Source organism: Rhizobium sp. L9 (genome assembly GCF_002531885.1).
Taxonomy (GTDB): domain Bacteria; phylum Pseudomonadota; class Alphaproteobacteria; order Rhizobiales; family Rhizobiaceae; genus Rhizobium.
On record NZ_NWSZ01000007.1, the window covers coordinates 197,935 to 221,355 of the forward strand.

23 protein-coding genes are annotated in these 23,421 nt (G+C 61.3%); 18 read left to right on the forward strand and 5 right to left on the reverse strand.

The genetic code is table 11. From position 1 onward, the window contains the following. Positions 1-25 precede the first annotated feature (25 nt). The 3 genes from pgsA (at position 26) to CO660_RS09280 (ending at position 1,551) form a co-directional block, all read left to right on the forward strand. The gene (gene pgsA / locus CO660_RS09270) at positions 26-616 is read left to right on the forward strand and encodes a CDP-diacylglycerol--glycerol-3-phosphate 3-phosphatidyltransferase (protein ID WP_097598457.1); all 591 of its coding nucleotides are present in this window, start codon (positions 26-28) and stop codon (positions 614-616) included. Beyond that, positions 613-867: a molybdopterin converting factor subunit 1 gene (gene moaD / locus CO660_RS09275; protein WP_064801643.1), complete on the forward strand. Its 255-nt coding sequence runs from the start codon at positions 613-615 to the stop codon at positions 865-867. Before pgsA ends, moaD begins: the two co-directional genes overlap by 4 nt. A gap of 222 nt (positions 868-1,089) precedes the next feature. Further along, positions 1,090-1,551, forward strand: a complete 462-nt coding sequence (locus CO660_RS09280) for a molybdenum cofactor biosynthesis protein MoaE (protein ID WP_085777676.1) — start codon at positions 1,090-1,092, stop codon at positions 1,549-1,551. A 56-nt stretch (positions 1,552-1,607) separates the two neighbouring features. On the opposite strand, the gene CO660_RS09285 is transcribed toward CO660_RS09280, so the two are convergent. Continuing rightward, on the reverse strand, positions 1,608-2,504 hold the full coding sequence (locus CO660_RS09285) for a branched-chain amino acid ABC transporter permease (RefSeq protein ID WP_097598458.1): 897 nt from the start codon (positions 2,502-2,504) through the stop codon (positions 1,608-1,610). A 64-nt stretch (positions 2,505-2,568) separates the two neighbouring features. Between CO660_RS09285 and CO660_RS09290 the strand changes: the two genes are divergently transcribed. Then, positions 2,569-3,114, forward strand: a complete 546-nt coding sequence (locus tag CO660_RS09290) for a CGNR zinc finger domain-containing protein (RefSeq protein ID WP_085777674.1) — start codon at positions 2,569-2,571, stop codon at positions 3,112-3,114. Further along, entirely contained in the window at positions 3,111-3,614 is a 504-nt protein-coding gene (locus tag CO660_RS09295) for a hypothetical protein (RefSeq protein ID WP_097598459.1), read from the forward strand. The genes CO660_RS09290 and CO660_RS09295 overlap by 4 nt, the downstream gene beginning before the upstream one ends. Before the next feature lie 71 nt (positions 3,615-3,685). On the opposite strand, the gene ndk is transcribed toward CO660_RS09295, so the two are convergent. Together ndk and CO660_RS09305 are read right to left on the reverse strand one after the other, a co-directional pair. Then, positions 3,686-4,108 (reverse strand): nucleoside-diphosphate kinase, encoded by a 423-nt coding sequence (ndk, locus tag CO660_RS09300; RefSeq protein ID WP_097598460.1) that lies wholly within the window; start codon positions 4,106-4,108, stop codon positions 3,686-3,688. 82 nt (positions 4,109-4,190) lie between these two features. Beyond that, positions 4,191-4,880 carry a glutathione S-transferase family protein gene (locus tag CO660_RS09305; protein ID WP_097598461.1) on the reverse strand — a complete coding sequence of 230 codons (690 nt, stop codon included), beginning with the start codon at positions 4,878-4,880 and terminating at the stop codon, positions 4,191-4,193. A 137-nt stretch (positions 4,881-5,017) separates the two neighbouring features. On the opposite strand from CO660_RS09305, the gene CO660_RS09310 reads away from it, so the two are divergent. The 6 genes from CO660_RS09310 (at position 5,018) to CO660_RS09335 (ending at position 12,822) form a co-directional block, all read left to right on the forward strand. Further along, complete coding sequence (locus tag CO660_RS09310) at positions 5,018-5,554, forward strand: DinB family protein (RefSeq protein WP_097598462.1); 537 nt, start codon at positions 5,018-5,020, stop codon at positions 5,552-5,554. A gap of 115 nt (positions 5,555-5,669) precedes the next feature. Continuing rightward, positions 5,670-6,719 (forward strand): GGDEF domain-containing protein, encoded by a 1,050-nt coding sequence (locus CO660_RS09315; RefSeq protein WP_097598463.1) that lies wholly within the window; start codon positions 5,670-5,672, stop codon positions 6,717-6,719. 109 nt (positions 6,720-6,828) lie between these two features. Next, a complete protein-coding gene (locus CO660_RS09320) occupies positions 6,829-8,712 on the forward strand; it encodes an ABC-F family ATP-binding cassette domain-containing protein (RefSeq protein ID WP_097598464.1) in 1,884 nt (627 codons plus the stop codon). Positions 8,713-8,838: 126 nt separating this feature from the next. Beyond that, on the forward strand, positions 8,839-9,687 hold the full coding sequence (locus CO660_RS09325; RefSeq protein ID WP_097598465.1) for a polysaccharide deacetylase family protein: 849 nt from the start codon (positions 8,839-8,841) through the stop codon (positions 9,685-9,687). 67 nt (positions 9,688-9,754) lie between these two features. Further along, positions 9,755-11,797, forward strand: a complete 2,043-nt coding sequence (locus CO660_RS09330; RefSeq protein ID WP_097598466.1) for a prolyl oligopeptidase family serine peptidase — start codon at positions 9,755-9,757, stop codon at positions 11,795-11,797. A 98-nt stretch (positions 11,798-11,895) separates the two neighbouring features. Further along, positions 11,896-12,822 (forward strand): Gfo/Idh/MocA family oxidoreductase, encoded by a 927-nt coding sequence (locus CO660_RS09335; protein WP_097598467.1) that lies wholly within the window; start codon positions 11,896-11,898, stop codon positions 12,820-12,822. A 45-nt stretch (positions 12,823-12,867) separates the two neighbouring features. Here the strand turns inward: CO660_RS09335 and CO660_RS09340 are convergent, their stop codons facing one another. After that, a complete protein-coding gene (locus CO660_RS09340; RefSeq protein WP_097598468.1) occupies positions 12,868-13,317 on the reverse strand; it encodes a DNA polymerase III subunit chi in 450 nt (149 codons plus the stop codon). Next, entirely contained in the window at positions 13,314-14,807 is a 1,494-nt protein-coding gene (locus tag CO660_RS09345; RefSeq protein WP_097598469.1) for a leucyl aminopeptidase, read from the reverse strand. Before CO660_RS09345 ends, CO660_RS09340 begins: the two co-directional genes overlap by 4 nt. 143 nt (positions 14,808-14,950) lie before the next feature. On the opposite strand from CO660_RS09345, the gene lpxF reads away from it, so the two are divergent. From lpxF to rsmA, 7 genes are all read left to right on the forward strand, one after another. Beyond that, on the forward strand, positions 14,951-15,724 hold the full coding sequence (lpxF, locus tag CO660_RS09350) for a lipid A 4'-phosphatase (RefSeq protein ID WP_097598470.1): 774 nt from the start codon (positions 14,951-14,953) through the stop codon (positions 15,722-15,724). Between the two features lie 99 nt (positions 15,725-15,823). Next, positions 15,824-17,005 carry an LPS export ABC transporter permease LptF gene (gene lptF / locus CO660_RS09355; RefSeq protein ID WP_085777662.1) on the forward strand — a complete coding sequence of 394 codons (1,182 nt, stop codon included), beginning with the start codon at positions 15,824-15,826 and terminating at the stop codon, positions 17,003-17,005. After that, the gene (lptG, locus tag CO660_RS09360; RefSeq protein ID WP_085777661.1) at positions 17,002-18,090 is read left to right on the forward strand and encodes an LPS export ABC transporter permease LptG; all 1,089 of its coding nucleotides are present in this window, start codon (positions 17,002-17,004) and stop codon (positions 18,088-18,090) included. The genes lptF and lptG overlap by 4 nt, the downstream gene beginning before the upstream one ends. Then, positions 18,090-20,420 carry an LPS-assembly protein LptD gene (locus CO660_RS09365; protein ID WP_097598471.1) on the forward strand — a complete coding sequence of 777 codons (2,331 nt, stop codon included), beginning with the start codon at positions 18,090-18,092 and terminating at the stop codon, positions 20,418-20,420. Before lptG ends, CO660_RS09365 begins: the two co-directional genes overlap by 1 nt. A gap of 184 nt (positions 20,421-20,604) precedes the next feature. Then, the gene (locus CO660_RS09370) at positions 20,605-21,549 is read left to right on the forward strand and encodes a peptidylprolyl isomerase (RefSeq protein ID WP_085777659.1); all 945 of its coding nucleotides are present in this window, start codon (positions 20,605-20,607) and stop codon (positions 21,547-21,549) included. Positions 21,550-21,555: 6 nt separating this feature from the next. Beyond that, complete coding sequence (gene pdxA, locus CO660_RS09375) at positions 21,556-22,584, forward strand: 4-hydroxythreonine-4-phosphate dehydrogenase PdxA (protein ID WP_097598472.1); 1,029 nt, start codon at positions 21,556-21,558, stop codon at positions 22,582-22,584. Beyond that, positions 22,584-23,411, forward strand: a complete 828-nt coding sequence (rsmA, locus tag CO660_RS09380) for a 16S rRNA (adenine(1518)-N(6)/adenine(1519)-N(6))-dimethyltransferase RsmA (RefSeq protein ID WP_097598473.1) — start codon at positions 22,584-22,586, stop codon at positions 23,409-23,411. Before pdxA ends, rsmA begins: the two co-directional genes overlap by 1 nt. Positions 23,412-23,421 lie beyond the last annotated feature (10 nt).

A 23,421-nucleotide genomic window follows, 5' to 3' on the forward strand; every position in this document is an offset into this window, starting at 1 on the left:
GCGCATCAATTCAGAGAAACGATCCATGGCATCGCGTGCGTACAGCCTTCCCAACCTTTTGACTTACGGCCGCATCCTCGCCGTGCCACTGATCGTTCTCTGCTTCTTCGTCGAGGGCAGGCTGTCGATCAGCAATACGGCGCGCTGGGTGGCGCTGTGGATCTTCGTCATCGCCTCGATCACCGATTTTCTCGACGGCTATCTCGCACGCATCTGGAACCAGACCTCGAATATCGGTCGGATGCTCGATCCGATCGCCGACAAGCTGCTGGTCGCCTCGATCCTTCTCCTGGTCGCGGCCGACCAGACCATCGCCGGCTGGTCGATCTGGGCGGCAATCATCATTCTCTGCCGTGAGATCCTGGTTTCCGGCCTGCGTGAATATCTGGCGGCGCTGAAGGTCAGCGTGCCGGTGACACGGATCGCCAAGTGGAAGACGACGCTGCAGCTCGTCGCCATCGCCTTCCTGCTCGCGGGACCTGCCGGCGACGAGATTTTCCCCTATACGACGCAGACGGGCATTGCGCTCTTGTGGATCGCAGCACTGCTGACCATCTATACCGGCTATGACTATTTCCGTGCCGGGCTGAAACATATCGTGGATGACGAGGAATGACGCGGCTTGTCTATTTCGCCTGGGTGCGTGAGCGCATCGGCAAGGGCGAGGAGGAGATCGACCTCCCCTCCTCCGTCGTCACCGTCGCCGATCTTCTGAATCATTTGAAGACGCTGGGCGAGGAATATGAAGCCGCACTTCAATATCCTGAGGTGATCCGCGTGGCGCTCGACATGGAGCATGTCGAGCATGACGAGCCGATTGGCGCGCCCCGTGAGATCGGGATTTTTCCGCCGATGACGGGGGGATGAGACGGTGACGGTGGTGCCGTATCGCTATCCCCCTCTGCCCCGCCGGGCATCTCCCCCACAAGGAGGGAGATTGGCTGGGCGCATGGGCTTCCTCAAACAACCGGCGTTTCAGCCCGGCGAAGCGGTAAATGGTCAAGAAGAGCGTGCCACTTGTGATCTCCCCACACGGCACAGCCTTTCCGCATTCTTCATAGCGGCTTCAAAGCAGCGGAGGATTTCGCTGTGACCATCACCCCCACCATCCGCGTCCAGCGCGAAGACTTCGACCTGCAGGCCGAAGTCGATCTCCTCTCGAAAGGCAAAGCCGACATCGGCGCCGTCGTTACCTTCTCCGGCCTCTGTCGCGATGAAGGCGGGAGGCTGGCGGCGCTTGAACTCGAGCATTATCCCGGCATGGCCGAAGCCGAGATGACCCGCATCGGCGAACTCGCCATCACCCGTTTCGGGCTGCTCGGGCTGACCGCCATCCACCGCTACGGCAAGATCGCTCCTGGCGAGAACATCGTGCTCGTCGTTGCAGCCGCCCCGCACCGGCAGGCCGCCTTCGACGGCGCCAATCTCGTCATGGATTTCCTCAAGACCGCAGCGCCCTTCTGGAAGAAGGAGCACGGCAAGGACGGCGCCAGGGGCGACTGGGTCGCTGCGAAAGACGCCGACGACGCGGCGCGCGACAAGTGGAAATGATCAGAGCATGATGCCGAAAATTGTGCGCGGTTTTCGGCTAACATCATGCGCCATTTCTAAAGCACCACACGCTCCCTGCGGCTCATAACCAGAAGCAGGACGAGCAGCGAGAAGACCACCAGATCCCGCCAGACGAATGCGCCATAGGCGCCCCACAAGGTTTCGACAACGGCAAGCCCGGCAGCGCCGCCAGCCGAACGCAGCGGATCGGAATAGCCGCCGACGGCTGCGATCAGCAGCACCTTGAGCCCGAACATCAGTCCCGCGCCGAAATCCATCGAACCGTAATAGAAGGTGGCGAGAATGCCGCAGAGGGTGGCGACGAGAGCAGCTGCCGCATAGGCGACAAGGAAGACACGGCTGGCGCTGGTACCGCAGAGCTCGGCGGCCAGCGGATCATCGGTGACGGCTCGCCAGAGGCGACCCCAGGCCGTGCGCCTGAGGATCAGCGCACCGAACGCGACGATGGCTGACATCAGCGCCGTGTCGATCAGCTGGATATAGGTGAGAGTCACTTTGAACGGACCATCACTCCAGAAGACAACAACCTGGTTCAGGAACGGCGGCAGCCAGATCGCTCTTGTATCGGCGGCAAGGCGGGCGGTTTCCATCAGCACGATCATGATGCCGAGCGCGGCAACGATGACGGTGTTCGGCGATTTGCTGGCCAGCGGCAGCATGATGGAGCGGCCGATCCAGATGCCCGCGGCCAGTGAATAGACAAGCGCAGCGCACGCGCCGATCGCAATGGCAGCCGGCAGCACCAGCCAGAACCTGATATAGGCGAGCTCGGTAAAAAGCAGCAGGATCTGGCCTGAGAAGGCGAAGATCGCCCCATAGGTGATATCGGCCCGCTTGGTCACGCCGAAGGCAACCGCATAACCGAAGGCGAGCGCGGCATAGAGGGCGGCAAGCGGCACCGCATTCGCCAGTTGTTGCAGAAGATAGGCCATTCCGAAGACTCCGCGTCGGCAAATTATAACTGGTAAAACCTATTTCACCAGTTATAATTTCCTCATGAGCTTTTCCTGGACCCCTCACCGTTTTGCCGGCGGCGCACTGGCGCTCGATGTCGCCAACAGCGTCGTTCTTCGCGACGACCCAAAGCGGCGGGTCGACCGCTTCGCGAGCCGCGAGCAGATGCGCAACTTCCCGCGCGCCGCCGCCGAATTCTGCGCCGAACGGGCCTTGTTCGGTGAGATCGCGCCGGTGGCGCCGCAAGACGAAGTCGGCTTTATCGCGCTGCGCGAGGCGATCGACCGCTACTTCCGCAAGCGTATACTGGATGGCGGCGACGACCAATTGCTGGCCGAATTGCTGGAGGCGCTAGCGAAGATCTTGCGCCAGGCAAGTCCGGCAAGCTTGGCGGCGGCGACCGCCCATTCGGTGCTCAGGCTGATTGCCATGCCGGATCCCGAGCGCATGAAGATCTGCGGCAATTGCGGCTGGCTGTTCATCGACCGCAGCAAGAACAAGAGCCGCGCCTGGTGCGACATGGCGATCTGCGGCAACCGCGCCAAGGCGAACCGTCACTATCGCCGTAAGAAGGAGGAGACGCCATGAGAAAACGTCTAATCGTAACAGCGGCGGCAACAAGCCTTCTGCTGTCCGCCTGCCAGCGCCAGGCCGAAAATCTCGTCGAAGTCACCGGCCATCTTTTTGTCTTCAATTATCGCGTCGCGAGCGCCACCTATCTGCTGACGCTGAAGAAGACAGGTCCTATCCCCGACGGTTCGGTCATCATCGCCGAATTCGAGAACCCGCAAGGCGGCGACCCGCTGGTGCTGAACCAGAAAATCTACCCGATCGACGACAAGATCGCGCTGCAGAGCGAAAACCTGCACTGCGTGCGCAAGGACCGCCCCTATTCGGTGAATGTCCGGCTGGTCGACAAGGACGGCAAGGTGCTGCAGCAATTGAAGACGGAGTTCCGCTCCGACCTCGACCAGACGGTGCTGCCGAGCAAGCCGCTCGTCGTCGGCGCGCTTTACGACAAGAACCCGGAGGTCTTCAAGCCTGACGGCAGCGTCGATTTCTCGAACACCGACAAGTGCCCAACATAGAAAAAGCCGGGGCGAGGCCCGGCTTTCGAGAGTCAATTCAACGCATTGCGCAGCAATGCCGAAGCGCGGCCTCAGCCGACGATTTCGGTGTCGGAGAACCAGTACTTGATTTCCTGGGCAGCCGTTTCCGGAGCGTCGGAGCCATGAACGGAATTTTCGCCGATCGACAGGGCGTGAACCTTGCGGATCGTGCCTTCGGCAGCGTTTGCCGGGTTGGTCGCGCCCATGATTTCGCGGTTCTTGAGGATCGCGCTTTCGCCTTCCAGGACCTGAACGACGGTCGGGCCGGAGGTCATGCCTTCGACGAGTTCGCCGAAGAAGGGACGGTCCTTGTGAACGGCGTAAAAGCCTTCAGCTTCGCGGCGGCTCATCCAGACGCGCTTGGAGGCGACGACGCGCAGGCCGGCATCTTCGAGCATCTTGGTGATGGCGCCCGTCAGGTTGCGCTTGGTTGCGTCAGGCTTGATCATCGAGAAGGTGCGTTCAATCGCCATAGTCAAATCCTCTGTTTTCTCGGGAAAAGTGGGGCGGTCTTTACCCGCCCCAACGGCCGAAAACAAGAGGCTGGCGGCAATTTCACGCCGCTGTCACAGTCCTGCCGCGGCTTTCGTGGAGATCGAGGCAGCGTTCGAACCAGGCCATGACGGGATCGTCGGCGGCAAGCATGGCCAGTCCTGCGGACACCCGCAGCCATTGCAGCGCGCCGAAGACGATATAATCGGCAAAGAGCGGCGATTGCCCGCCGATGAAGGGCTGAAACTTCAGCATGTGACGGAGCGGCTCCAGCTTGGCGCCGAAGGCAGCCTTCTCCGCCTCGCTGTCGGCGGCAAAGACTTCCAGCGGCTTGCCGAGCCTGGCCTCGCGGCTCTGACGAAAGTAGGCTTTGTCGCCTTCGTCGAGGATCGCGTGGATATCGAGAAGGGCGATCCGCATGATCGCCGGGTGGATGATCATCTGTGAATAGCCCTCAACCATGCGCGACAGCGCCTTGCCGCCCTCGCCATTGAACAGCGACGGCCGCTCCGGATATGCCTCTTCGAGATAGAGGGCGATAGCAAAACTGTCCGAGATCAGCCGGCCATCATCGTCGAGCACGGGCAGGGTCGATGATACGCCGCCGCCGATGTCGCGGATGCGGGCGTAGGTCGTCGGGATCTCCTTGAAATCGAGCCCCTTATGCGCGAGCCCCATCACCGCCTTCCAGCAATGGGGCGAAAAGAAGCGCCGTTCGTCGGCGCCGCAGAGGGAATAAAGGGCTCTAGTCATGACAATCCTTTCGAGGTCTGATCTGCCTGCATTCGATGACAGAAAGCGAACGCGATCAAATCAGGAATTTTCATGGCGCCATCACTCGGATTTCTCGGGAAAGCGGCTAGACTGCGCCAACAACGCCAGGGGACCATATGCTTAGACATTTCAGGATGCTCGCGGCCTATAACCGCTGGGCCAATGCCCAAGTCTATACGGCTGCGGCCGAACTGAGCGAGGCGGAGTTCCGCAGCGACAGCGGCGCGTTTTTCGGCTCGCTGCATCGCACGCTCAATCACCTGCTCGTCGCCGACCGCATATGGATGAAGCGCTTCACCGGCATCGGCGAAGCGCCGGTGACCCTCGATGCCGTACTTTTCGAAGAGCTGGACGCGCTTGCAGCCGCGCGCAAGGCGGAGGACGAGCGCATCATTGCCTGGACGGGTAGTCTCGATGAGGCGTGCCTCGCCGGCGACTTCACGTACGTCCCGGTGACGCAGCCGATCCACATCACTCAGCCGCTGTCGAGCGCGCTCGCGCACCTCTTCAATCACCCGACGCATCACCGCGGCCAGTGCCACATGATGCTGACGGCGCTGGGCAAACCTAGCCTCGGGCTGGACCTTATCTATTTTCTGCGCAGCGAAGGCCGCGAGTGCTGTGAGGCAACGGCTTCATCAAGACTGAATTAACCGCCTTCGCCGGTTCCCATCGCCAATCCGGCGCTTCCCTTCGCAAGTTCAGCTTCTTTTAAAAGCTTGAGAGCATAGCGGAAGTGACAAATGAGGCCGGGCGCGAGGGATCGTCATGCAGAATGCAAGCACAAACGCACTGGTGGCGCGCGAGGCTGTACGCCTAGGGCCAATGACGGATATCCAAAAGATCGCGCATCACATGGCGCGGCTCAACGTTGCCGCGCTGCCGCGCAACTACGAACTCTTTCATGAGGCCATCATCGGGCACAATCCTGGTCTTGCGCAGGATATCGCCGCGCTCGGACCGCAGCCGCAACAGGCGATGCTCGACGAACTCGGACTGAAATACCGGCTTGTCGGCCATTGCGGACTGGCGGGCGAGACGTCGCGCAACGAGGCCAGCCTAACGCTGCGCGCGGTGGCGGAAAGGCTTGCCGAAGGATTGCGGCACAGAGACGCCTTTGCCCGCGCCTGCGGCATGATCCTGAGATCTGTCGACGGTCATGAGGACCAGAGCCTTGCCGCCTTCATCGGCGAGGTCGATTACCTCTCCGCCTCGCTTGCAACTGTAATGTCGGCGGAGATGGAAATCAGCGCCAGACTCCAGGACGACATCAACAAGCTGGACACGCTGGAGCGCGGCATTTCGGCGATGCAATCGGCCACCGTCGCCGACAAGATCACCGGCCTTGCGAACCGCATCGCGCTGAACCGGCAGATTACCGAACTCTACGAACGTGAAGAGGGTGCCGCCGGCAGCGCGCTGATCATGGTCGATATCGACGATTTCACCGAGCTCAACGACAGATACGGCACTCAGGCAGGCAACAAGCTCTTGAAGAAGCTTGCCGCCCTGTTTCGGAAATCGGTGAAGAAGAACGACTTCGTCGCGCGCACAGAGGCCGACGAATTCGCCTTGCTGTTTGCCAATGTCGGCATGCAGGATGCGATTGCTATCGCCGAGCGCCTGCGCGCCTCGGTCGAAGAAAATCTCGTCTTCGCCACCTCAGACAAGGATGACAGCGGCAGGCTGACCATCTCGGTCGGCGTGGCGCTCAGCGCCGATGCGGCGACACCGGGACACCTCCAGGCCAACGCCCGGGTCGCGCTGCTTGCCGCGAAATCGAACCGCCGCCTGCCGGTGCAAGCTTTCGGCCGCTGAGGCGTATGACCGCTGTCGGTGCGGCGAGCAAGCTCGCGGCCGGACGAGCGAGCTCGCCGGGGGATAAGCGGTCTTGCCTTGCCGGGCGGTTTCGGCCAAAAAGCCGGCCATGATCACAATTACCGACATTTCCGCCCGCATCGCCGGACGCCTGCTTCTCGACAATGCCAGCGTTTCGCTGCCTTCGGGCACGAAAGCGGGGCTGGTCGGGCGCAATGGCGCCGGCAAATCCACGCTGTTTCGCGTCATCACCGGCGATCTCGGCTCGGAGACCGGATCGGTGTCGATTCCGAAGGCGGCGCGTATCGGTCAGGTGGCCCAGGAAGCGCCGGGAACCGAGAATTCCCTGATCGAGATCGTGCTTGCCGCTGACAAGGAACGTACGGCCCTGATTGCCGAAGCAGAAACGGCAAGCGACCCGCACCGCATCGCCGAAATCCAGATGCGCCTCGTCGATATCGATGCCCATTCGGCCGAGGCGCGGGCTGCGAGCATCCTCGCCGGCCTCGGCTTCGACAAGGCGGCGCAAGCCCGCCCCGCCTCCTCCTTCTCCGGCGGCTGGCGCATGCGCGTAGCGCTCGCCGCGGTGCTGTTTGCCGAGCCGGACCTGCTTCTGCTCGACGAGCCGACCAACTACCTCGACCTGGAAGGCACGATGTGGCTGGAGGACTATATCCGCCGCTATCCGCACACGGTCATCATTATCAGCCACGACCGCGATCTCCTGAACAATGCGGTCAATTCCATTGTCCATCTCGACCAGAAGAAGCTCACCTTCTACCGCGGCAATTATGACCAGTTCGAGCGGCAGAAGGCGGAAGCCGACGAGCTGCAGACGAAGGCCAGGGCGAAGAACGAGGCAGCGCGCAAACATCTGCAGAGCTTCATCGATCGCTTCAAGGCCAAGGCTTCCAAGGCCCGGCAGGCGCAATCGCGCGTCAAGGCGCTCGAGCGGATGGGGACGGTAGCTGCCGTCATCGAGGATCATGTGCAGCCGATCACCTTCCCCGAGCCGGAGAAGCAGCCGGCCTCGCCGATCGTCGCAATTCAGGGCGGCGCCGTCGGCTACGAGCCCGGCAAGCCCATCCTGAAGAACCTCAACCTGCGCATCGACAACGACGATCGCATCGCCCTGCTCGGTTCGAACGGCAACGGCAAGTCGACCTTCGCCAAATTCATCTCAGGGCGACTGGCGCCGGAGAGCGGCGAAGTGAAGCTCGCACCGAGCCTGAAGATCGGCTTTTTCGCCCAGCATCAGCTCGACGATCTGATCCCCGAGCAGTCGGCGGTGGAACATGTGCGCCGGCTGATGCCGGCCGAACCGGAGGCCAAGGTGCGCGCCCGCGTTGCGCAGATGGGGCTGGCGACCGAAAAGATGGCTACCGCCGCCAAGGATCTTTCCGGCGGCGAGAAGGCACGCCTGCTGATGGGGCTTGCCGCGTTCCATGCGCCCAACCTGCTGATCCTCGACGAGCCGACCAACCATCTCGATATCGACAGCCGCCGCGCTCTGATCGAGGCGCTGAACGATTACAACGGCGCGGTGATCCTGATCTCGCACGACCGCCACCTGATCGAGGCGACCGTCGACCGGCTGTGGCTGGTCAACGGCGGCACTGTCACCACCTTCGAAGGCGATATGGACGAGTATCGCGACCTCATCGTCAGTTCCGGTAAAAAGAAGGAAGACAGGCCGCAGACCAGCGACGATACGACTTCGAAGGCCGACCAGCGCAAGCTCAACGCGGAAAAGCGCGCCTCGCTGACGCCGCTGAAGAAAAAGATCAACGAAATCGAATCCTTGACGGCGAAGCTGGAGAAACAGATTCAGGCTCTTGATGCGGAGCTTGCGGATCCGACTCTTTATGAGAAGACGCCCGCCAAAGCCGCCGAAAAGGCAAAACAGCGCGGCGAGGCCGCGGCAAAACTCACTGCTGCCGAGGAAGAGTGGCTGATGCTGTCGTCCGAATATGAAGAGGCAATGGCAGGATAGCCACAGTCTTTTAGGGAACCCGCGGACTGCCACGCGTTACGAGAATTCCTGCCGATCTCAACCGATCGTTAACCATAATTCGAAAGGTTGTCTCAACATTCATTACTGATTTGTTGAGCCCTTTCCATGCATCGATTTTTCGTCCTTTCCTGCATCGCCCTTGCGGCCGCCCTCTCCGCCTGCAGCACGACCAGACAAGCTCCCGACACCTCGATCAAAACCGCTTCGGTGGTTGCGCCCGAGGGACGGATGCCTTCCGGCAAGCCCGCCAATGATGATGCAACGCCGCTCTTTGCCGGCCCGCATCACCTTTCTGGACGGACGCTGGAGGTCTCCTCGCTTGCCGATTTCAAGCTCAACGACAAGGAAGTGATCCTGAGCTTCGACGATGGCCCGATCCCCGGCCGGACGGACAAAGTGCTGGCGATTCTCGACCAGTTCGGCGTCAAGGGCGCCTTCATGATGGTCGGCGAGATGGCCGAGATGCATCCGGCGCTGGCGCGCAAGGTGGCAATGGAGGGCAATGCGGTCGGCAGTCACACCTATGACCATGCCAACTTGACCTCGCTGAGCTTCGATGCGGCAATGGACGAGGTGCTCAAGGGCGAGCTGGCGGTGACCAAGGCGACGGGAACAGACGTCTCCTTCTTCCGCTTCCCCTATCTCGCCGAGAGCCAGAGGCTGCGCGCCGCTATCGCCATGCGCGACATGGTCGTCATGGATGTCGACATCGACAGCAAGGACTATTTCACCAGCACACCCCTGTCCGTGACGCAACGGACGATGAACCTGCTGCACAAGCGCGGCCGCTTCATCGTTCTGATGCACGACATCCACAAGCGCACCGCGAGGATGTTGCCGACCCTGCTTTCGAAACTCGAAGCCGAAGGCTACAAAGTCGTGACGCTGAAGTTCAAGAAGCCGCAGGTACCGAACGATCTCGTCGCCTCGGCCGATATGGTGATGACCCGCTAACGCGCCTTGCCAAGGCGGAGCCGGCTGCCTAGATCTGGGCGACGTCAATGCAAGCGGCAGCTCAGATATGAACCTTCATCTCGAAACGGACGAAGATCCGCGGACCCGCCAGTTCATCGCTGAACACAATGCGCTCTCCGACGCGGCATTGAGAACGCAGCAATTTGGCGAAGATCGCGACGCGATCAAAGCGCTTATCGAGCGGCAGGACAGGCTGATCGTGCCGATGCGCCGCGGGGGCTGGCTGTTCGATTTCCGGCAGAGCAAGGACAATCCGCTCGGCGTCTGGCTCCGCCTGCCGGCGGACCAGGCTCCCCTGCCCGATGCAGCCTGGGAGCCGGTCTTCGATCTCGATGCCTTCTGCGCCGGCGAAGGCAAGCGCTGGAACTGGCGCGGCGCCGTCACCTGCCCGTGGGAACCGACCCGCATCCTGCTCATGCTTTCGGACGGCGGTTCCGACCTCATCCGCCTGCTCGAATTCGACGCCGAACGCAAACAGGTCGTGAAGGGCGGTTTCGACACGCCCGCCGCGCGGTCGCATGCCACGTGGCTCAGCCGCGACGAGATCTGTTACTTCGGTTCGATCGACCGATTTTCGGCGACCCGCTCGGGATGGCCGCGCGTCGGGCGGCGGTTGAAGCGCGGGCAGCGGCCGGAAGAAGCCGCTATCATGTTCGAAGCCGCTGATGAGGATGTCTATGGCTTCAATCTCGTCATCGACCCTGCCCTATCGGGCGGTTCGACAGATACCGGGCTGATCGACATTTTCGTCGCCAGCCATGAAATCGGCGTGGCCAGCGCTTTCCTCATTGCCGATGATGGCGCGCAACGGCGCATCGATCTGCCCGAGGAAGCCGATTTTCAGTTCAATCATAATCATTGCCTCTGGCGGGCTAAGACGGAGGAGCGCGTTGCGACCGGCAGCCTGGTGCTCCAACGCTTCGACCCCAGTTCGGAGACGATGCTGCTGGGGCCGGAGCGAATCCTGTTTCAGCCCGACGAAGGTCAGTCCGTCGCGCAGATGATGCTGATGCGCGAATGGTGCGTGTTCATCGTTTCCGACCGGCTGCGCCCACGTCTTATGGTGCTCGACCTGACAAAGGTAAATGCCGAACAGCGGGAAATCGCACTGCCGGCGGAGATGCAGACGGCTTATCTCAGGCCCCTCTATGCGGATCTGAATCATGGCGACGACACACTCCACATCGTCGGCCAGGGTTTCCTGCAGCCGCCGACCTGTTACCGTCTCGAACTCTCCGATCGCAGCAGAGAGCCCGAACCGATCTTCACAGCGACGGCGCCGAGCTATTTCGATGCGACTGATATGTCGTCGGAACTGCTGGAGGCTGTGTCCGAGGACGGAACCAAGGTCGCCTACCGGCTGGTGCTGCCGCGGCAGTGGACCAATGGCGCACTGCCGGTGCTGATCTACGGCTATGGCGGATTCGACGTCTCGCTGTCGCCGAATTACTCCGGCGTAACCGGCCGCTGGCTAGAGCAAGGTGGCGCCTATGTGCAGGCCTATATCCGCGGCGGCGGTGAATTCGGGCCTGATTGGTATCGCAGCGCCAAGCGGCAGGGGCGAGACCGGGCCTTTGCCGATTTCGTCGCCATCGCCCGCGATCTCGTCGCTCGCGGTTACACCCTGCCATCCCGGATTGCCTGCCAGGGCGGCAGCAATGGCGGCCTGCTGATGGGCGTGATGCTGACGCGCTACCCGCATGACTTCGGCGCGGTCTGGTGCCAGGTGCCGGTGCTCGACATGACACGCTTCCACCTGTTCAGCGCCGGCCAGGCGTGGATGGATGAATATGGCGATCCGGATACGCCGGCGGACAGGGAATTCATGCTCGGCTATTCGCCGCTTCACAATATCCGGCCGGCCAGCGAGGTCACTTATCCGCCGATCTATATTGAAAGCTCCAGCAATGACGATCGCGTGCATCCCTCGCACGCACGCCGTTTTGCTGCGCGGCTGGAGGAAGCGGGACATCAACTGCTCTTCCACGAATTCGGCTTAGGCGGGCATGGCGGCGACGGCAGTTCCGAGGAGCGCGCCGCCCGCGCGGCGATGGGTTACAGCTTCCTTCGCGAAACCATCATGCGATAGGATAGAAAGGAATGGAGGAGCAGAGCTTGTCGGCGCTCTTCTTTCTGCTACAACACGCCCAATAAATCATACTTTTCAGACAGGCACGAGCGAAACACATGTCCCCTATCAAACTCGCCATCGTCGGCGTCGGCAAGATCGTCCGCGACCAGCACCTCCCTTCCATCGCCAAGAACCCGGACTTCAAGCTCGTCGCCACGGCAAGCCGTCACGGCACGGTCGAAGGCATCAACAGCTACACCACGATCGACGCGATGCTCGACGCCGAGCCTTCGATCGATGCCGTGTCGCTCTGCATGCCGCCGCAATACCGCTATGAAGCCGCCTACAAGGCGCTCGTTGCCGGCAAGCATGTCTTCCTGGAAAAGCCGCCGGGTGCAACGCTGAGCGAAGTGGCCGACCTTGAGGCGCTGGCGAACAAGCAGGGTGCGTCGCTGTTTGCCAGCTGGCATTCGCGTTATGCGCCGGCCGTCGAATCCACCAAGGCTTTTCTTGCTTCGACGACGATCAAAAGCGTGCATGTGATCTGGAAAGAGGATGTCCGCCACTGGCATCCGAACCAGGACTGGATCTGGCAGGCCGGCGGCCTCGGCGTTTTCGATCCCGGCATCAATGCGCTTTCGATCGTCACCCATATCCTGCCGCGGCAGGTCTTCATCACCGGGGCTGTGCTGGAATTCCCAGAAAATCGTGATGCGCCGATCGCCGCCGACATTCACTTCCGCGATGCAGACGGCCTGCCGGTTCATGCCGAATTCGACTGGCGCCAGACTGGCAAGCAGAGCTGGGACATCGTTGCGGAAACGGCAGCCGGCCAGATGGTCCTCTCAGAGGGCGGCGCCAAGCTTTCCATCGACGGCACGCTGACATTCGCCGAACCGGAACAGGAATATCCTTCGCTCTATCGCCGCTTCGCTGAGATCATCAAGGCGGGCAAATCGGATGTCGACCTCGCACCCCTGCGCCACGTCGCCGATGCTTTCATGCTCGGCAAGCGGAAATTCGTCGAGGCGTTCCACGACTGAGCCATTTGAGGTCCTTGCCTGTCGGCTCCGACGGCAAGGACCCGCTCAAGCCTTCTTCTCCCACCGCCCTTCCGGTGTCTGCTGCCAATAGGTGAGGTTATGCCCCTCGCCTTTCAGCTTCTTCCATTGCGCGCGGGCAGTTTCCAACTGCTCCTGATCGTGACCGTCGAACATGAAGACGACGCGCTCATAGGCATCGGCCGGCGGCGGCTCGGCACCGTCGACAATGAAACGAACCGTCGCCGCATTGGCATTGTCCGGTGTCACCGTCAAAAGCACCGGCTGGCTTTCGGCAAAATCGCCGTCGTCGGTCCCATGCGGCAGGAAACTCTCCTCCCGGAACGTCCAAAGATGCGCATCGAGTGCATCGCGCCGCGCCGCCTCGCGCGTCTGGACGACGACGCGCCAGCCGCGCTCGACACTTTTGTCGAGGAGCGGTGGAAGCGCGTCTTCCAGCCTGGTTTCGGTCAGATGATAGAAGAGAACGTCGGTCATCGGGATTCATGATGCGCGCGAACGAGCTCGTCGAGCAGGCGCACGCCGAAACCGGAACCCCAGGACTGGTTGATCTCATCCTGCGGCGAGCCCATCGCCGTGCCGGCGATATCGAGATGCGCCCAAGGCGTCTCCTGCACGAAGCGTTTGAGGAAATGCGCCGCGGTGATCGAGCCGGCCTGGCGGCCGCCGGTGTTCTTCATGTCGGCGAATTTGCTGTCGATCAGCTTGTCATAATCCTTGCCGAGCGGCAGGCGCCAGAGTTTCTCGTTTGTGGAAAGGCCGGCCGCCGTCAGCTGTGCCGAAAGCTCGTCGTCATTGGAGAACAGGCCGGCGTGCACGTTGCCAAGCGCCACCACGATTGCACCGGTCAGGGTGGCCAGATTGATCATGAACTGTGGCTTGAAGCGATCATTGCAATACCAGAGCGCATCGCAGAGCACGAGGCGGCCTTCGGCATCGGTGTTGATCACCTCGATCGTCTGGCCGGACATGGAGGTGACGATGTCGCCCGGGCGCTGGGCGTTGCCATCGGGCATGTTCTCGACCAGGCCGATAATGCCGACCGCGTTGACGGCGGCTTTGCGGGCGGCGAGCACGTGCATAAGGCCGGTCACGGCGGCGGCACCGCCCATATCCCCCTTCATATCCTCCATGCCGGCGGCCGGCTTGATCGAAATGCCGCCGGTATCGAAAACGACGCCCTTGCCGATGAAGGCGACCGGACGGTCCTTGCTCTTGCCGCCCTTCCACTGCATGACCGCCAGACGCGGCGGACGCACGGAGCCCTGCGCAACGCCGAGCAACGCACCCATGCCGAGACGGCGCATTTCCTTCTCTGTTAGGATCTCCACCTCGACGCCCAGCTTTTCCAGTTCCTTCGCCTTGGCGGCGAACTCGACAGGTCCAAGCGCGTTCGGCGGTTCGTTGACAAGGTCACGGGCGAGATTGACACCGCCTGCGATCGCTTCGGAATCGGAAAACGCCTTCCTGGCGCCGGTCGCATCGGCGGTGACGATCGTCACCTTAACGGATTTTGCCGGCTTTTCCTCGTCATCATTCTTCTTTGTCTTATAGGCATCGAAGCTGTAGGCGCGCAGCAGCATGCCGAGCGCGAAATCAGCGGCGGCGCGCGCGTTCGTCTCAAGGCCGGGCACGTCGATGAAGATGGCGGCCTTGTCGGTATTCTTGATTTTCGACGCCGCGGCGCCGCCGGCTTTCAGCCAGTCGTGAGCGGTGAGTTCGCTGGCCTTGCCAAGCCCGACGACAACGATGCGCTCGACGGGGGCTCCTTCCGGGGCGACAATATCAAGCGCGGCCATTGATTTAGCGGAGAATCGAGCGATCTTGGCAGCCTTGGCGATCACGCCTGCCGGATCAGCCGTTTCGGTGCCTGCGGCGCTGTCGGCCTCCGCAGTTTTCAGCAGGATCGCGAGCCCGCCATTGAGCTTTGCCGACTTCGAGAATGAAATTTCGAACTTTGCTGACATGTCTTCTCCGCTGGGATTCTTGAAATCCGTCCCTGGCGGATAATTTCGCGTTTGGCGGGTCTGTCAATGGCTCGCGACTATTGTTAAGGTCGCCCGCGGCCGTCCAGGCTCTCGTGTTTTCGTCAGTTTCGTAGATATTCGCGTTGACAGTTTTTTCGAAAAATCGATGGCAGGGCCCTGTGATCCGCCTGCCGAAAACGACTTTCGGTGCATTCCTGTTTCTGTTCTGGGCGTGGTGGGCGCTGCTTGCCATCTTTCGCGCCTTCCCTGGAATAGACATTTATTTTTCCCAGCTTTTTTTTGTGGGCGCAGATTGTGACGCGACTGCCGCTGCCGGGAGCATCTGCGGCGGCTTTCCCTATCGCGACTCGGGGAATTTCGACCTGCTGCGAACCATCTTCTTCCGCCTGCCTTACGTCGTGGCGATCGTCATGGCGTGGAAGCTGATCGAATGCTACCAGCAGCACGGCGCGACCTTCAACGCCGAGCGGGCGCGTAAGCTCAAGGTCGCGCTCGGAACGCTGCTGATCGGGCCGGTGCTGCTCGTCAATGTTATCCTGAAGGAACATTGGGGCCGGCCGCGGCCGGTGCAGACGGATATTTTCGGCGGGAGCCTGCATTTTGTCGAGGCCGGCTCACTTGCCGGCAAATGCGTCTCGAACTGCTCCTTCGTGTCCGGCGAGGCGGCGAGCGCTGGATGGCTGTTCTGCCTTCTGCTCTTCGTCCCGAAATCGCTGCGTTATGCGCTGGTGCCACCGGTCGCCGCGATCTCGCTCCTGACGCCCGCCATGCGTCTATCCTTCGGCGCGCATTATCTTTCCGACGTGACGCTCGGATGGCTCTCCTCGCTTGTCATCTTCGCAGCGCTGCTGGCGTTAACTGAGTCGCAACAGGGCCAAAAAAATTCTGAAAATTGAATGAATTTTTGACACCTGCTTGTCGCAAAAGCGCGACAAAGAGCGTAGAGGGATTCTCCTGCAAGCCGTTTTGGCGTGCAGGTGCTTTCAAGGGCCGGCATGAAACTACTCGAGACATACATATTGCGGCGCGTCGGCCAGATGTTTCTCGTGGCGCTCCTGCCCGTGTTGGCAATCATCTGGACGACACAGGTCCTGCAGCGCATCAATCTCGTCACCGACAGCGGCCAGTCGATCGGCTCGTTTGCCAAGCTGGCGACGATGATCCTGCCGTCGATCATTCCCGTGGTGCTGCCCTTCGCGCTCGTCATCGCCATCACCCAGACGCTGACGACGATGAACAACGATTCCGAGCTGACCGTCATCGACGCGGCCGGGGCACGGCGAACCATTCTGGTCCGGCCGATCCTGCTGCTTGCCGCCGTCATCAGCGTCTTTTCCTTTTTCGTCGACAACATCGTCGAGCCACGGGCAAAGACGGTGGCGCGTCAGATGATCGCCGAAACCTACGCCGATCTCCTCTCCTCGGTTATCGAAGAAAAGACCTTCCGCAAGCTCGACGAAGGTCTCTATGTGCAGATCTCACAACGCCTGGCGGGGCGGATGCTGAAGGGCCTATTCGTCGCCGACGAGCGGGACCCGGCCTACGAGCTCATCTATTACGCCAAGGAGGGCGCCGTCGACGATACCGGCACGACGCTGATCATGCACGACGGCGAGGTGCATCGCAAAACGCCCGACGGCAACGTCTCGGTCATCAATTTCGATTCCTATTCCTTCGACCTCTCCGACATGACGGAGAGCCGCGGTCAGGCGACGCTGAAAGCCAGCGACCGTGACCTGTGGTTCCTGTTCAATCCGGATCCGAACGACAAGGACTATACGATCCGCCCCCAGAGCTACCGCGCCGAATTGCATCGACGGCTGACGGACTGGATCCTGCCCGTCGTCTTTGCATTGTTCTCACTGGCGATCGCCGGCGACGCGCGCTCGCACCGGGAGGCTCGGCTGCATCCGATGGTGAGCGCGCTCGGCTATGCTTTCGCGCTACGATGGGCTGCTTTCTACGCGGCAAACCAAATCGACACCGATCCGGAATATATCGCGGTTCTCTACGCCATCCCGATCGTCAGCAGCATCATCTCGATCATCTTCCTCGGCCTGCACAAGCGACTGGTCATGCCTTCGTTCGTCTGGGACCGGATATCGGTTTCCTGGAGACGCATGCAGGAAAGACTGCTTACCGCGACCAGCAGGTCCGGCGGGGGCGCGGCCCAATGATGTTCGGGACATTGTCGCGTTATTTCTTTCGCCGTTATCTGGCGACGACCTGCTGGTTTCTGATCGGCGTATCGGCGATCGCCTTCCTGCTTGATTTCAGCGAGACGGCTGGGCGCATGTCCGGCCTGCCCGGCTACACGATCGGCGGCGGCATCGTGATGACCGCCGTGCGCCTGCCGCTCATCCTGCAGCAGACAATCCCCTTCGTCGCCCTCTTCGTCGGCATGACGGTGCTGATCGGGCTCAATCGGAAATATGAGCTCGTGGTCACGCGCGCGGCCGGCATCTCGGTCTGGCAATTCATGTTTCCGTTCATCGCCGGCTCAATTGCACTCGGCGTGCTGACGATGACGGCGCTCAACCCGCTTGCCGCCTGGGGACAGCGCCAGGCGCTGCTGGTCGAGTCCGACTGGCGTGGCGAAAACGCGGTTCTGCGCAAGGCGCCGCAGATTCCGTGGCTGCGCCAGATCAGCGGCCGCGACGATGTCATCATAGGCGCCCAGACGGTCCAGGAGAACGGAACCAAGCTGATCGACGCCGTATTGATCCATTTCGATTCAAGCGGCCGAGTCATTCTGAGACAGGATGCCGCCACGGCAAAGTTGGAAGATGGTTACTGGCAGCTTAACGGCGTCGTCGAGCGCAAGCCTGGCGAAATCCCACTGCGCAAAGCTTCGGTCCAACTTCGCACCAATCTGAAACAGGATTTCGTTCAGGAGCGGCTGACAGCGCCGGAAACAATTGGTTTCTTTGACCTTTCCAATCGCATTGCGGCGGCCAAATCCTTCGGCATCTCGACCAAGGCCTTGGAGACGCAATTCAACTCCCTGTTGTCTCAGCCATTGCTGCTGGTGGCCATGACTCTCATTGCTGCAACAGTGTCCCTAAAATTTAGCCGGTTCAACCAATCCCGCTCCGTGATTCTGGGTGGAATCCTGTCAGGCTTCATGCTTTATGTCGTCACCGTGCTTGTTAAAGCATTCGGAAGCAGTGGAGTCGTGCCTCCCTTCGTGGCGACCTGGATACCGGTTGTCGTCGCGTTGGCCTTGGGCGCGACTATTTTGCTTCATCAGGAGGACGGCTAGTGGCGGTAGGCGACCGCAAGTATTTTAGTAAACAGTTGGTTGCCCTGCTTGTCGGTGCGGCTCTATGTTCCTATTTCGGCAGCGCCCCGGCCTCCTATGGCCAGGCCAACACGCCTGAACAAAATATCGAGAATAAGATTCCCGAAGGGGCCAAGCTTCTGCTTTCGGCCAATGAACTCGTCTATAACCGTGACGCCGAACTCGTGTCGGCGATCGGCGGCGTGCAGATCAACTATGGCGGCTACAAAATGGTCGCGCAGAAGGTCGAGTACAACCAGAAGACGGGCCGGATGATGGCGCTCGGCAATGTCGAGCTCGTCAGTCCGGACGGCAACCGCATCTATGCCGACAACCTAGACGTGACCGACAATTTCGCCGACGGGTTCCTGAACTCGCTGCGCATCGAAACTTCCGACAATACGCGTATCGTCGCCGAAAGCGGCGAGCGGGTCGGCGGCACGAAGATGATTCTCAACAAGGGCGTCTATACCGCCTGCCTTCCCTGCGCCGAAGATCCGAAGCGCGCACCGTTCTGGCAGGTCAAGGCCAAGCGCGTGATCCAGAATGGCGAAACCCATACGATCCGCCTGGAGCGGGCGCGCTTCGAGCTGCTTGGTTACCCGATTGCCTTCGTGCCGTTCATCGAGGTTCCCGACAATACGGTGAAGCGCAAGTCCGGCTTCCTGTTCCCGACGATGAGCCTGTCGCAGAACCTCGGCTTCGGCCTTTCCATTCCTTATTATTACGTGATCTCGCCGAGCATGGATGCGACGGTCACGGCGACCGGCTACACGGCCCAGGGCTTCCTAGTCGAAGGCGAATTCCGTCAGCGATTCGAAAACGGCACGCATATCCTGCGCGTCGCCGGCATCGACCAGGCAAAGCCGGACAATTTCAGCTCGGGCACCAGCGATGCCGAAGCCGAGCAGCGCGGCATGGTGGCGTCAAAGGCGGAGTTCCGCATCAATCCGCGCTGGACGTTCGGCTGGGACGTCATGGTGCAGAGCGACAACAATTTCTCGAAAACCTACAAGCTGCGCGGCTTGAGCAGCACCGATCGCACGAACCAGATCTACCTGACGGGGCTCGGGAAACGGAATTATTTCGACATGCGGGCGTTTTATTTCGACGTCCAGGATGCCGATCGGACGAACACGGCCGAAAAGCAGCAGGCCATCGTCTATCCCGCGCTTGATTATCACTATGTCGCGCCTCAGCCGCTTGCAGGCGGTGAACTTTCTGCGGACGTCAACCTGACGAATATTTCGCGCACACACGACGACTTCTATACCGTCGACGGATTCGACCGGTTCCGTGGCCTGAAGGGCCAGACTTCGCGTCTGACGGCCGAACTTCAATGGAAACGCACCTATGTCACGCCGACCGGTCTGGTGATCACGCCGCTTCTGGCCGCGCGCGGCGACGCTTTCGCGTTGAACATGAACGACCCGACCGGTTACGCCGGCAATTATCTTGACGACGAATCCGCCACTCGCTCGATGTTCACCGCCGGGCTGGAGATGCGGTATCCGATCCTGATGACGACCGATAACAGCACGCATATTCTGGAGCCGATCGTCCAGATCTATGCGCGCCCCGACGAGCAGCTCGCCGGCCGGCTGCCGAACGAGGATGCACAGAGTTTCGTTTTCGATGCCACCTCGCTCTTCGACCGCGATAAATTCTCTGGTTACGACCGCGTCGAAGGCGGCACCCGCGCCAATGTCGGCTTCCAGTATACCGGGACGTTCGACAGCGGTTACAAGCTGCACGGCATTTTCGGCCAGTCTTATCAGATCGCCGGCCAGAACTCGTTCGCGACCGATGACCTCGTCAATGTCGGCGCGGATTCGGGCCTCGAAACCGACCGCTCCGATTATGTCGGCCTCGGCGGCGTCGAAACGCCGTATGGTGTTTCCGTTGCGGCCTCCTACCGGCTCGACGAGAAGGATTTCGAATTTCGCCGTGGCGACCTGACGACAGCCTACCAGAACGACACCTTCCAGACGCAGGTGACTTACACGCATCTCAGCGCTCAGCCGGCCTATGGCTTCGCCGAGGACAACGACGAGATCCAGACCAGCAGCAAGGTCAAGTTCAAGGACTATTGGTCGATCTTCGGCGGCATCGCCTGGGATCTGAACAACGACGTGATCAGCCGCCGGTCGCTCGGCCTTTCGTATGAGGACGAATGCACGATCTTCACGATCACCTATACGGATAGCAGGGATTCCGACGACGAGTCGGCAAGCGACTGGACGATCGGCGCGCGGCTGACGTTCCGCACGCTCGGCGACATCAAGATCGGCACCGATACTCTCTCCAACTAGCCGGCGGACGGCGTAAACATGGCCTCAAGTCATTCTTTCGCCGTAAGCCTGTGCAGGACATTGCCGCCAGTCGATATCCGAGGCATAGGAGTTTCGCGCCGCGATGGAAGCGATTTCCGCGTGTCTCGCACTGTGGTAAGGACGCCGCGATCAAAGTCTCGCGGCGCTATTGGGAGGTCAACAGATGATTGACGCGAAAAAAGCCATAACCGCCTTTCTCGCCGGCGCAGCGATCGCTTTGCTGACGGGCCTTGCCGGCCCGGCGCTTGCGGCAAGCGGAGTCCAGGCCGTGGTGAACGGCACAGCCATCACCAGCGGCGACGTCGCCAAGCGTCAGGCCTTCCTGCGCCTGCAGCATACCAAGGCCGACGCCAAGACCGCCACGGAGCAATTGATCGACGAGACGCTCAAGCGCCAGGAGGTCGCCCGCGTCCATATGTCGGTTTCGCAGCAGGACGTCGATGCGTCTTTCGCACGCTTTTCGGCCGGCAACAAACTTTCCGTCGAACAGATGTCGCAGATCCTCGATCGCGCCGGCGTCGGCGTCGACCATTTCAAAGGCTTCATCGCCGTGCAGATGAGCTGGCCGCGCGTCGTCAATGCGCGCTACGGCTCGACCTCGCGGCTGTCGAATTATGATCTCGTCTCGCGCATGATGCAGAACAACAAGCAAAAGCCGGTGACGACGGAATATATGCTGCAGCAGATCATCTTCGTCATTCCTGAGGCCAAGCGCGGCGCCATCACCGGTAAGCGCAAGGGCGAGGCCGAGGCATCGCGCTCGAAATTCCCCGGCTGCGATCAGGCAAAGACCTTTGCCGCAACGATGCGCGATGTTTCCGTGCGCGATCTCGGCCGCATGCTTGCTCCCGAGATCCCGCCGGATTGGAAACCTCTGGTCGAGCAGGCCAAGGGCAACACGACAGGCACCCGCGTTACCGAGAAGGGCGTCGAATATCTGGCGATCTGCAGCCAGCGCCAGGTCTCCGACGACCAGGCCGCCGAAATGGTCTTCCGCCAGGAGGATCTCGACAAGTCCAAGGCCGGCAAGAACGGCCCACCGGAAAACGAAAACAGCAAGAAATACCTGGACGAACTGCGCAAGAAGGCGCAGATCGCCTATCGCTGACCGACGATGGCGATACCCTTCTCACGACCGCTTGCGCTGAGCCAGGGCGATCCCGCCGGCATCGGACCGGATATCACCCTGACGGCCTGGCTCCAGCGGCGTGAACTCGGGCTTCCGCCTTTTTTCCTGATCGGCGATCCGGATGTTTTGGCTCTACGGGCCCGCCAGCTCAATCTGGCGGTTTCCATACGTGAGGTCGACAGGGCCGGCGAGGCCACCGGCATATTTGCCGATGCTCTGCCCGTCATGAGCGTGCCGGCCGGCATTGAGGTGGTGGCCGGCGAGCCGCATGCGGCAACGGCGAAGGGCACGATCGCGGCGATCGAGAAAGCAGTCTCGCTTGTCATCGGCGGCGAGGCACTCGCAGTCGTCACCAATCCGATCGCCAAGGGCGTGCTCTACGAGGCGGGTTTCCGGTTTCCCGGCCATACCGAATTTCTCGCCGATCTTGCCGCCAGGGCGACCGGCAGGCCGGTGACGCCGGTCATGATGTTGTCGGGACCGAAACTGAGGGCCATTCCAGTTACCATCCACATTCCTGTCCGCGATGTGCCGCAAGCACTGACCGGCGAACTGATCATCGAAACCTGCCGGATCGCCGATGCGGATCTCAGGCAGCGCTTCGGTATCGACGCGCCGCGCCTTGCCGTCGCCGGCCTCAACCCGCATGCTGGTGAAGGCGGAGCTATCGGCACGGAGGATGAGGACATCATCCGCCCATCGATCGAGCAACTGCGTGACGAGGGTATCGACGCGATCGGCCCCCTGCCCGCCGATACGATGTTCCATGACGAGGCGCGGGCGCGATATGATGTCGCCATCTGCATGTACCACGACCAAGCGCTGATCCCCGCCAAGGCACTCGGTTTCGACGACAGCGTCAACGTGACCCTCGGACTTCCCTTCGTGCGAACCTCGCCGGACCACGGCACCGCTTTCGGCATCGCGGGCAAGGGACTGGCGCGCGAGCAGAGTCTGGTTGCGGCACTGAAGCTTGCCGCCCAGCTCGGCCGCACCGCCGAAGGCCGCCGCTGATGGCAGCACTCGATGGCCTGCCGCCGCTTCGCGACGTCATTCAGCGTCACGGCCTCGATGCGCGCAAGGCGCTCGGGCAGAACTTCCTGCTCGACCTCAACCTCACGCAGAAGGTCGCCCGCACCGCAGGCGCGCTCGAAGAGACCACCGTTTTCGAGGTCGGCCCCGGCCCCGGCGGGCTGACCCGGGCGATTCTGGCGCTCGGCGCCAAGAAGGTCATCGCCATCGAGCGGGACGCGCGCTGCCTGCCGGCGCTTGCCGAGATCGCCGACCACTATCCAGGCCGACTGGAGGTGATCGAAGGCGATGCGCTGAAGACGGATTTCGAAGCACTGGCGCCGGAAGGACCCGTCAAGATCATCGCCAACCTGCCCTACAATGTCGGTACGCAGCTGCTGGTCAACTGGCTGCTGCCAAGGGCCTGGCCGCCATTCTGGCAATCGCTCACGCTGATGTTCCAGAAGGAAGTCGGCGCCCGGATCGTTGCCGGCGAGGACGACGACCATTACGGCCGTCTCGGCGTGCTCTGTGGCTGGCGGACCGAGGCACGCATGGCCTTCGACGTGTCGCCGCAAGCCTTCACACCGCCGCCGAAGGTGACTTCGACGGTAGTGCATCTTGTCCCCAGGGCGAACCCCATCCCGTGCGCCATCGCCAATCTGGAAAAAGTAACGCAGGCTGCCTTCGGCCAGCGCCGCAAGATGCTGCGCCAGAGCCTGAAGCCACTCGGCGGCGAGAGCCTGCTCATCAAGGCTGGAATTGATCCGGCGCGACGGGCGGAGACCCTCTCAATCGAAGAATTCTGCCTTCTCGCAAATAGCCTTTAGTCTAGCGCCA

Bases quoted from the DNA above. Each gene is read 5' to 3' on its own strand.
- CO660_RS09285 (WP_097598458.1), bottom strand. From the start codon at position 2,504: ATGGCCTATCTTCTGCAACAACTGGCGAATGCGGTGCCGCTTGCCGCC.
- CO660_RS09345 (WP_097598469.1), bottom strand. From the start codon at position 14,807: ATGTCAGCAAAGTTCGAAATTTCATTCTCGAAGTCGGCAAAGCTCAAT.
- pdxA (WP_097598472.1), top strand. From the start codon at position 21,556: ATGGCGATACCCTTCTCACGACCGCTTGCGCTGAGCCAGGGCGATCCC.
- CO660_RS09340 (WP_097598468.1), bottom strand. From the start codon at position 13,317: ATGACCGACGTTCTCTTCTATCATCTGACCGAAACCAGGCTGGAAGAC.
- rsmA (WP_097598473.1), top strand. From the start codon at position 22,584: ATGGCAGCACTCGATGGCCTGCCGCCGCTTCGCGACGTCATTCAGCGT.
- CO660_RS09305 (WP_097598461.1), bottom strand. From the start codon at position 4,880: ATGACTAGAGCCCTTTATTCCCTCTGCGGCGCCGACGAACGGCGCTTC.
- CO660_RS09370 (WP_085777659.1), top strand. From the start codon at position 20,605: ATGATTGACGCGAAAAAAGCCATAACCGCCTTTCTCGCCGGCGCAGCG.
- moaD (WP_064801643.1), top strand. From the start codon at position 613: ATGACGCGGCTTGTCTATTTCGCCTGGGTGCGTGAGCGCATCGGCAAG.
- CO660_RS09290 (WP_085777674.1), top strand. From the start codon at position 2,569: ATGAGCTTTTCCTGGACCCCTCACCGTTTTGCCGGCGGCGCACTGGCG.
- CO660_RS09320 (WP_097598464.1), top strand. From the start codon at position 6,829: ATGATCACAATTACCGACATTTCCGCCCGCATCGCCGGACGCCTGCTT.
- CO660_RS09315 (WP_097598463.1), top strand. From the start codon at position 5,670: ATGCAGAATGCAAGCACAAACGCACTGGTGGCGCGCGAGGCTGTACGC.
- pgsA (WP_097598457.1), top strand. From the start codon at position 26: ATGGCATCGCGTGCGTACAGCCTTCCCAACCTTTTGACTTACGGCCGC.
- CO660_RS09330 (WP_097598466.1), top strand. From the start codon at position 9,755: ATGAACCTTCATCTCGAAACGGACGAAGATCCGCGGACCCGCCAGTTC.
- lptG (WP_085777661.1), top strand. From the start codon at position 17,002: ATGATGTTCGGGACATTGTCGCGTTATTTCTTTCGCCGTTATCTGGCG.
- CO660_RS09310 (WP_097598462.1), top strand. From the start codon at position 5,018: ATGCTTAGACATTTCAGGATGCTCGCGGCCTATAACCGCTGGGCCAAT.
- CO660_RS09325 (WP_097598465.1), top strand. From the start codon at position 8,839: ATGCATCGATTTTTCGTCCTTTCCTGCATCGCCCTTGCGGCCGCCCTC.
- lptF (WP_085777662.1), top strand. From the start codon at position 15,824: ATGAAACTACTCGAGACATACATATTGCGGCGCGTCGGCCAGATGTTT.
- ndk (WP_097598460.1), bottom strand. From the start codon at position 4,108: ATGGCGATTGAACGCACCTTCTCGATGATCAAGCCTGACGCAACCAAG.
- CO660_RS09335 (WP_097598467.1), top strand. From the start codon at position 11,896: ATGTCCCCTATCAAACTCGCCATCGTCGGCGTCGGCAAGATCGTCCGC.
- CO660_RS09295 (WP_097598459.1), top strand. From the start codon at position 3,111: ATGAGAAAACGTCTAATCGTAACAGCGGCGGCAACAAGCCTTCTGCTG.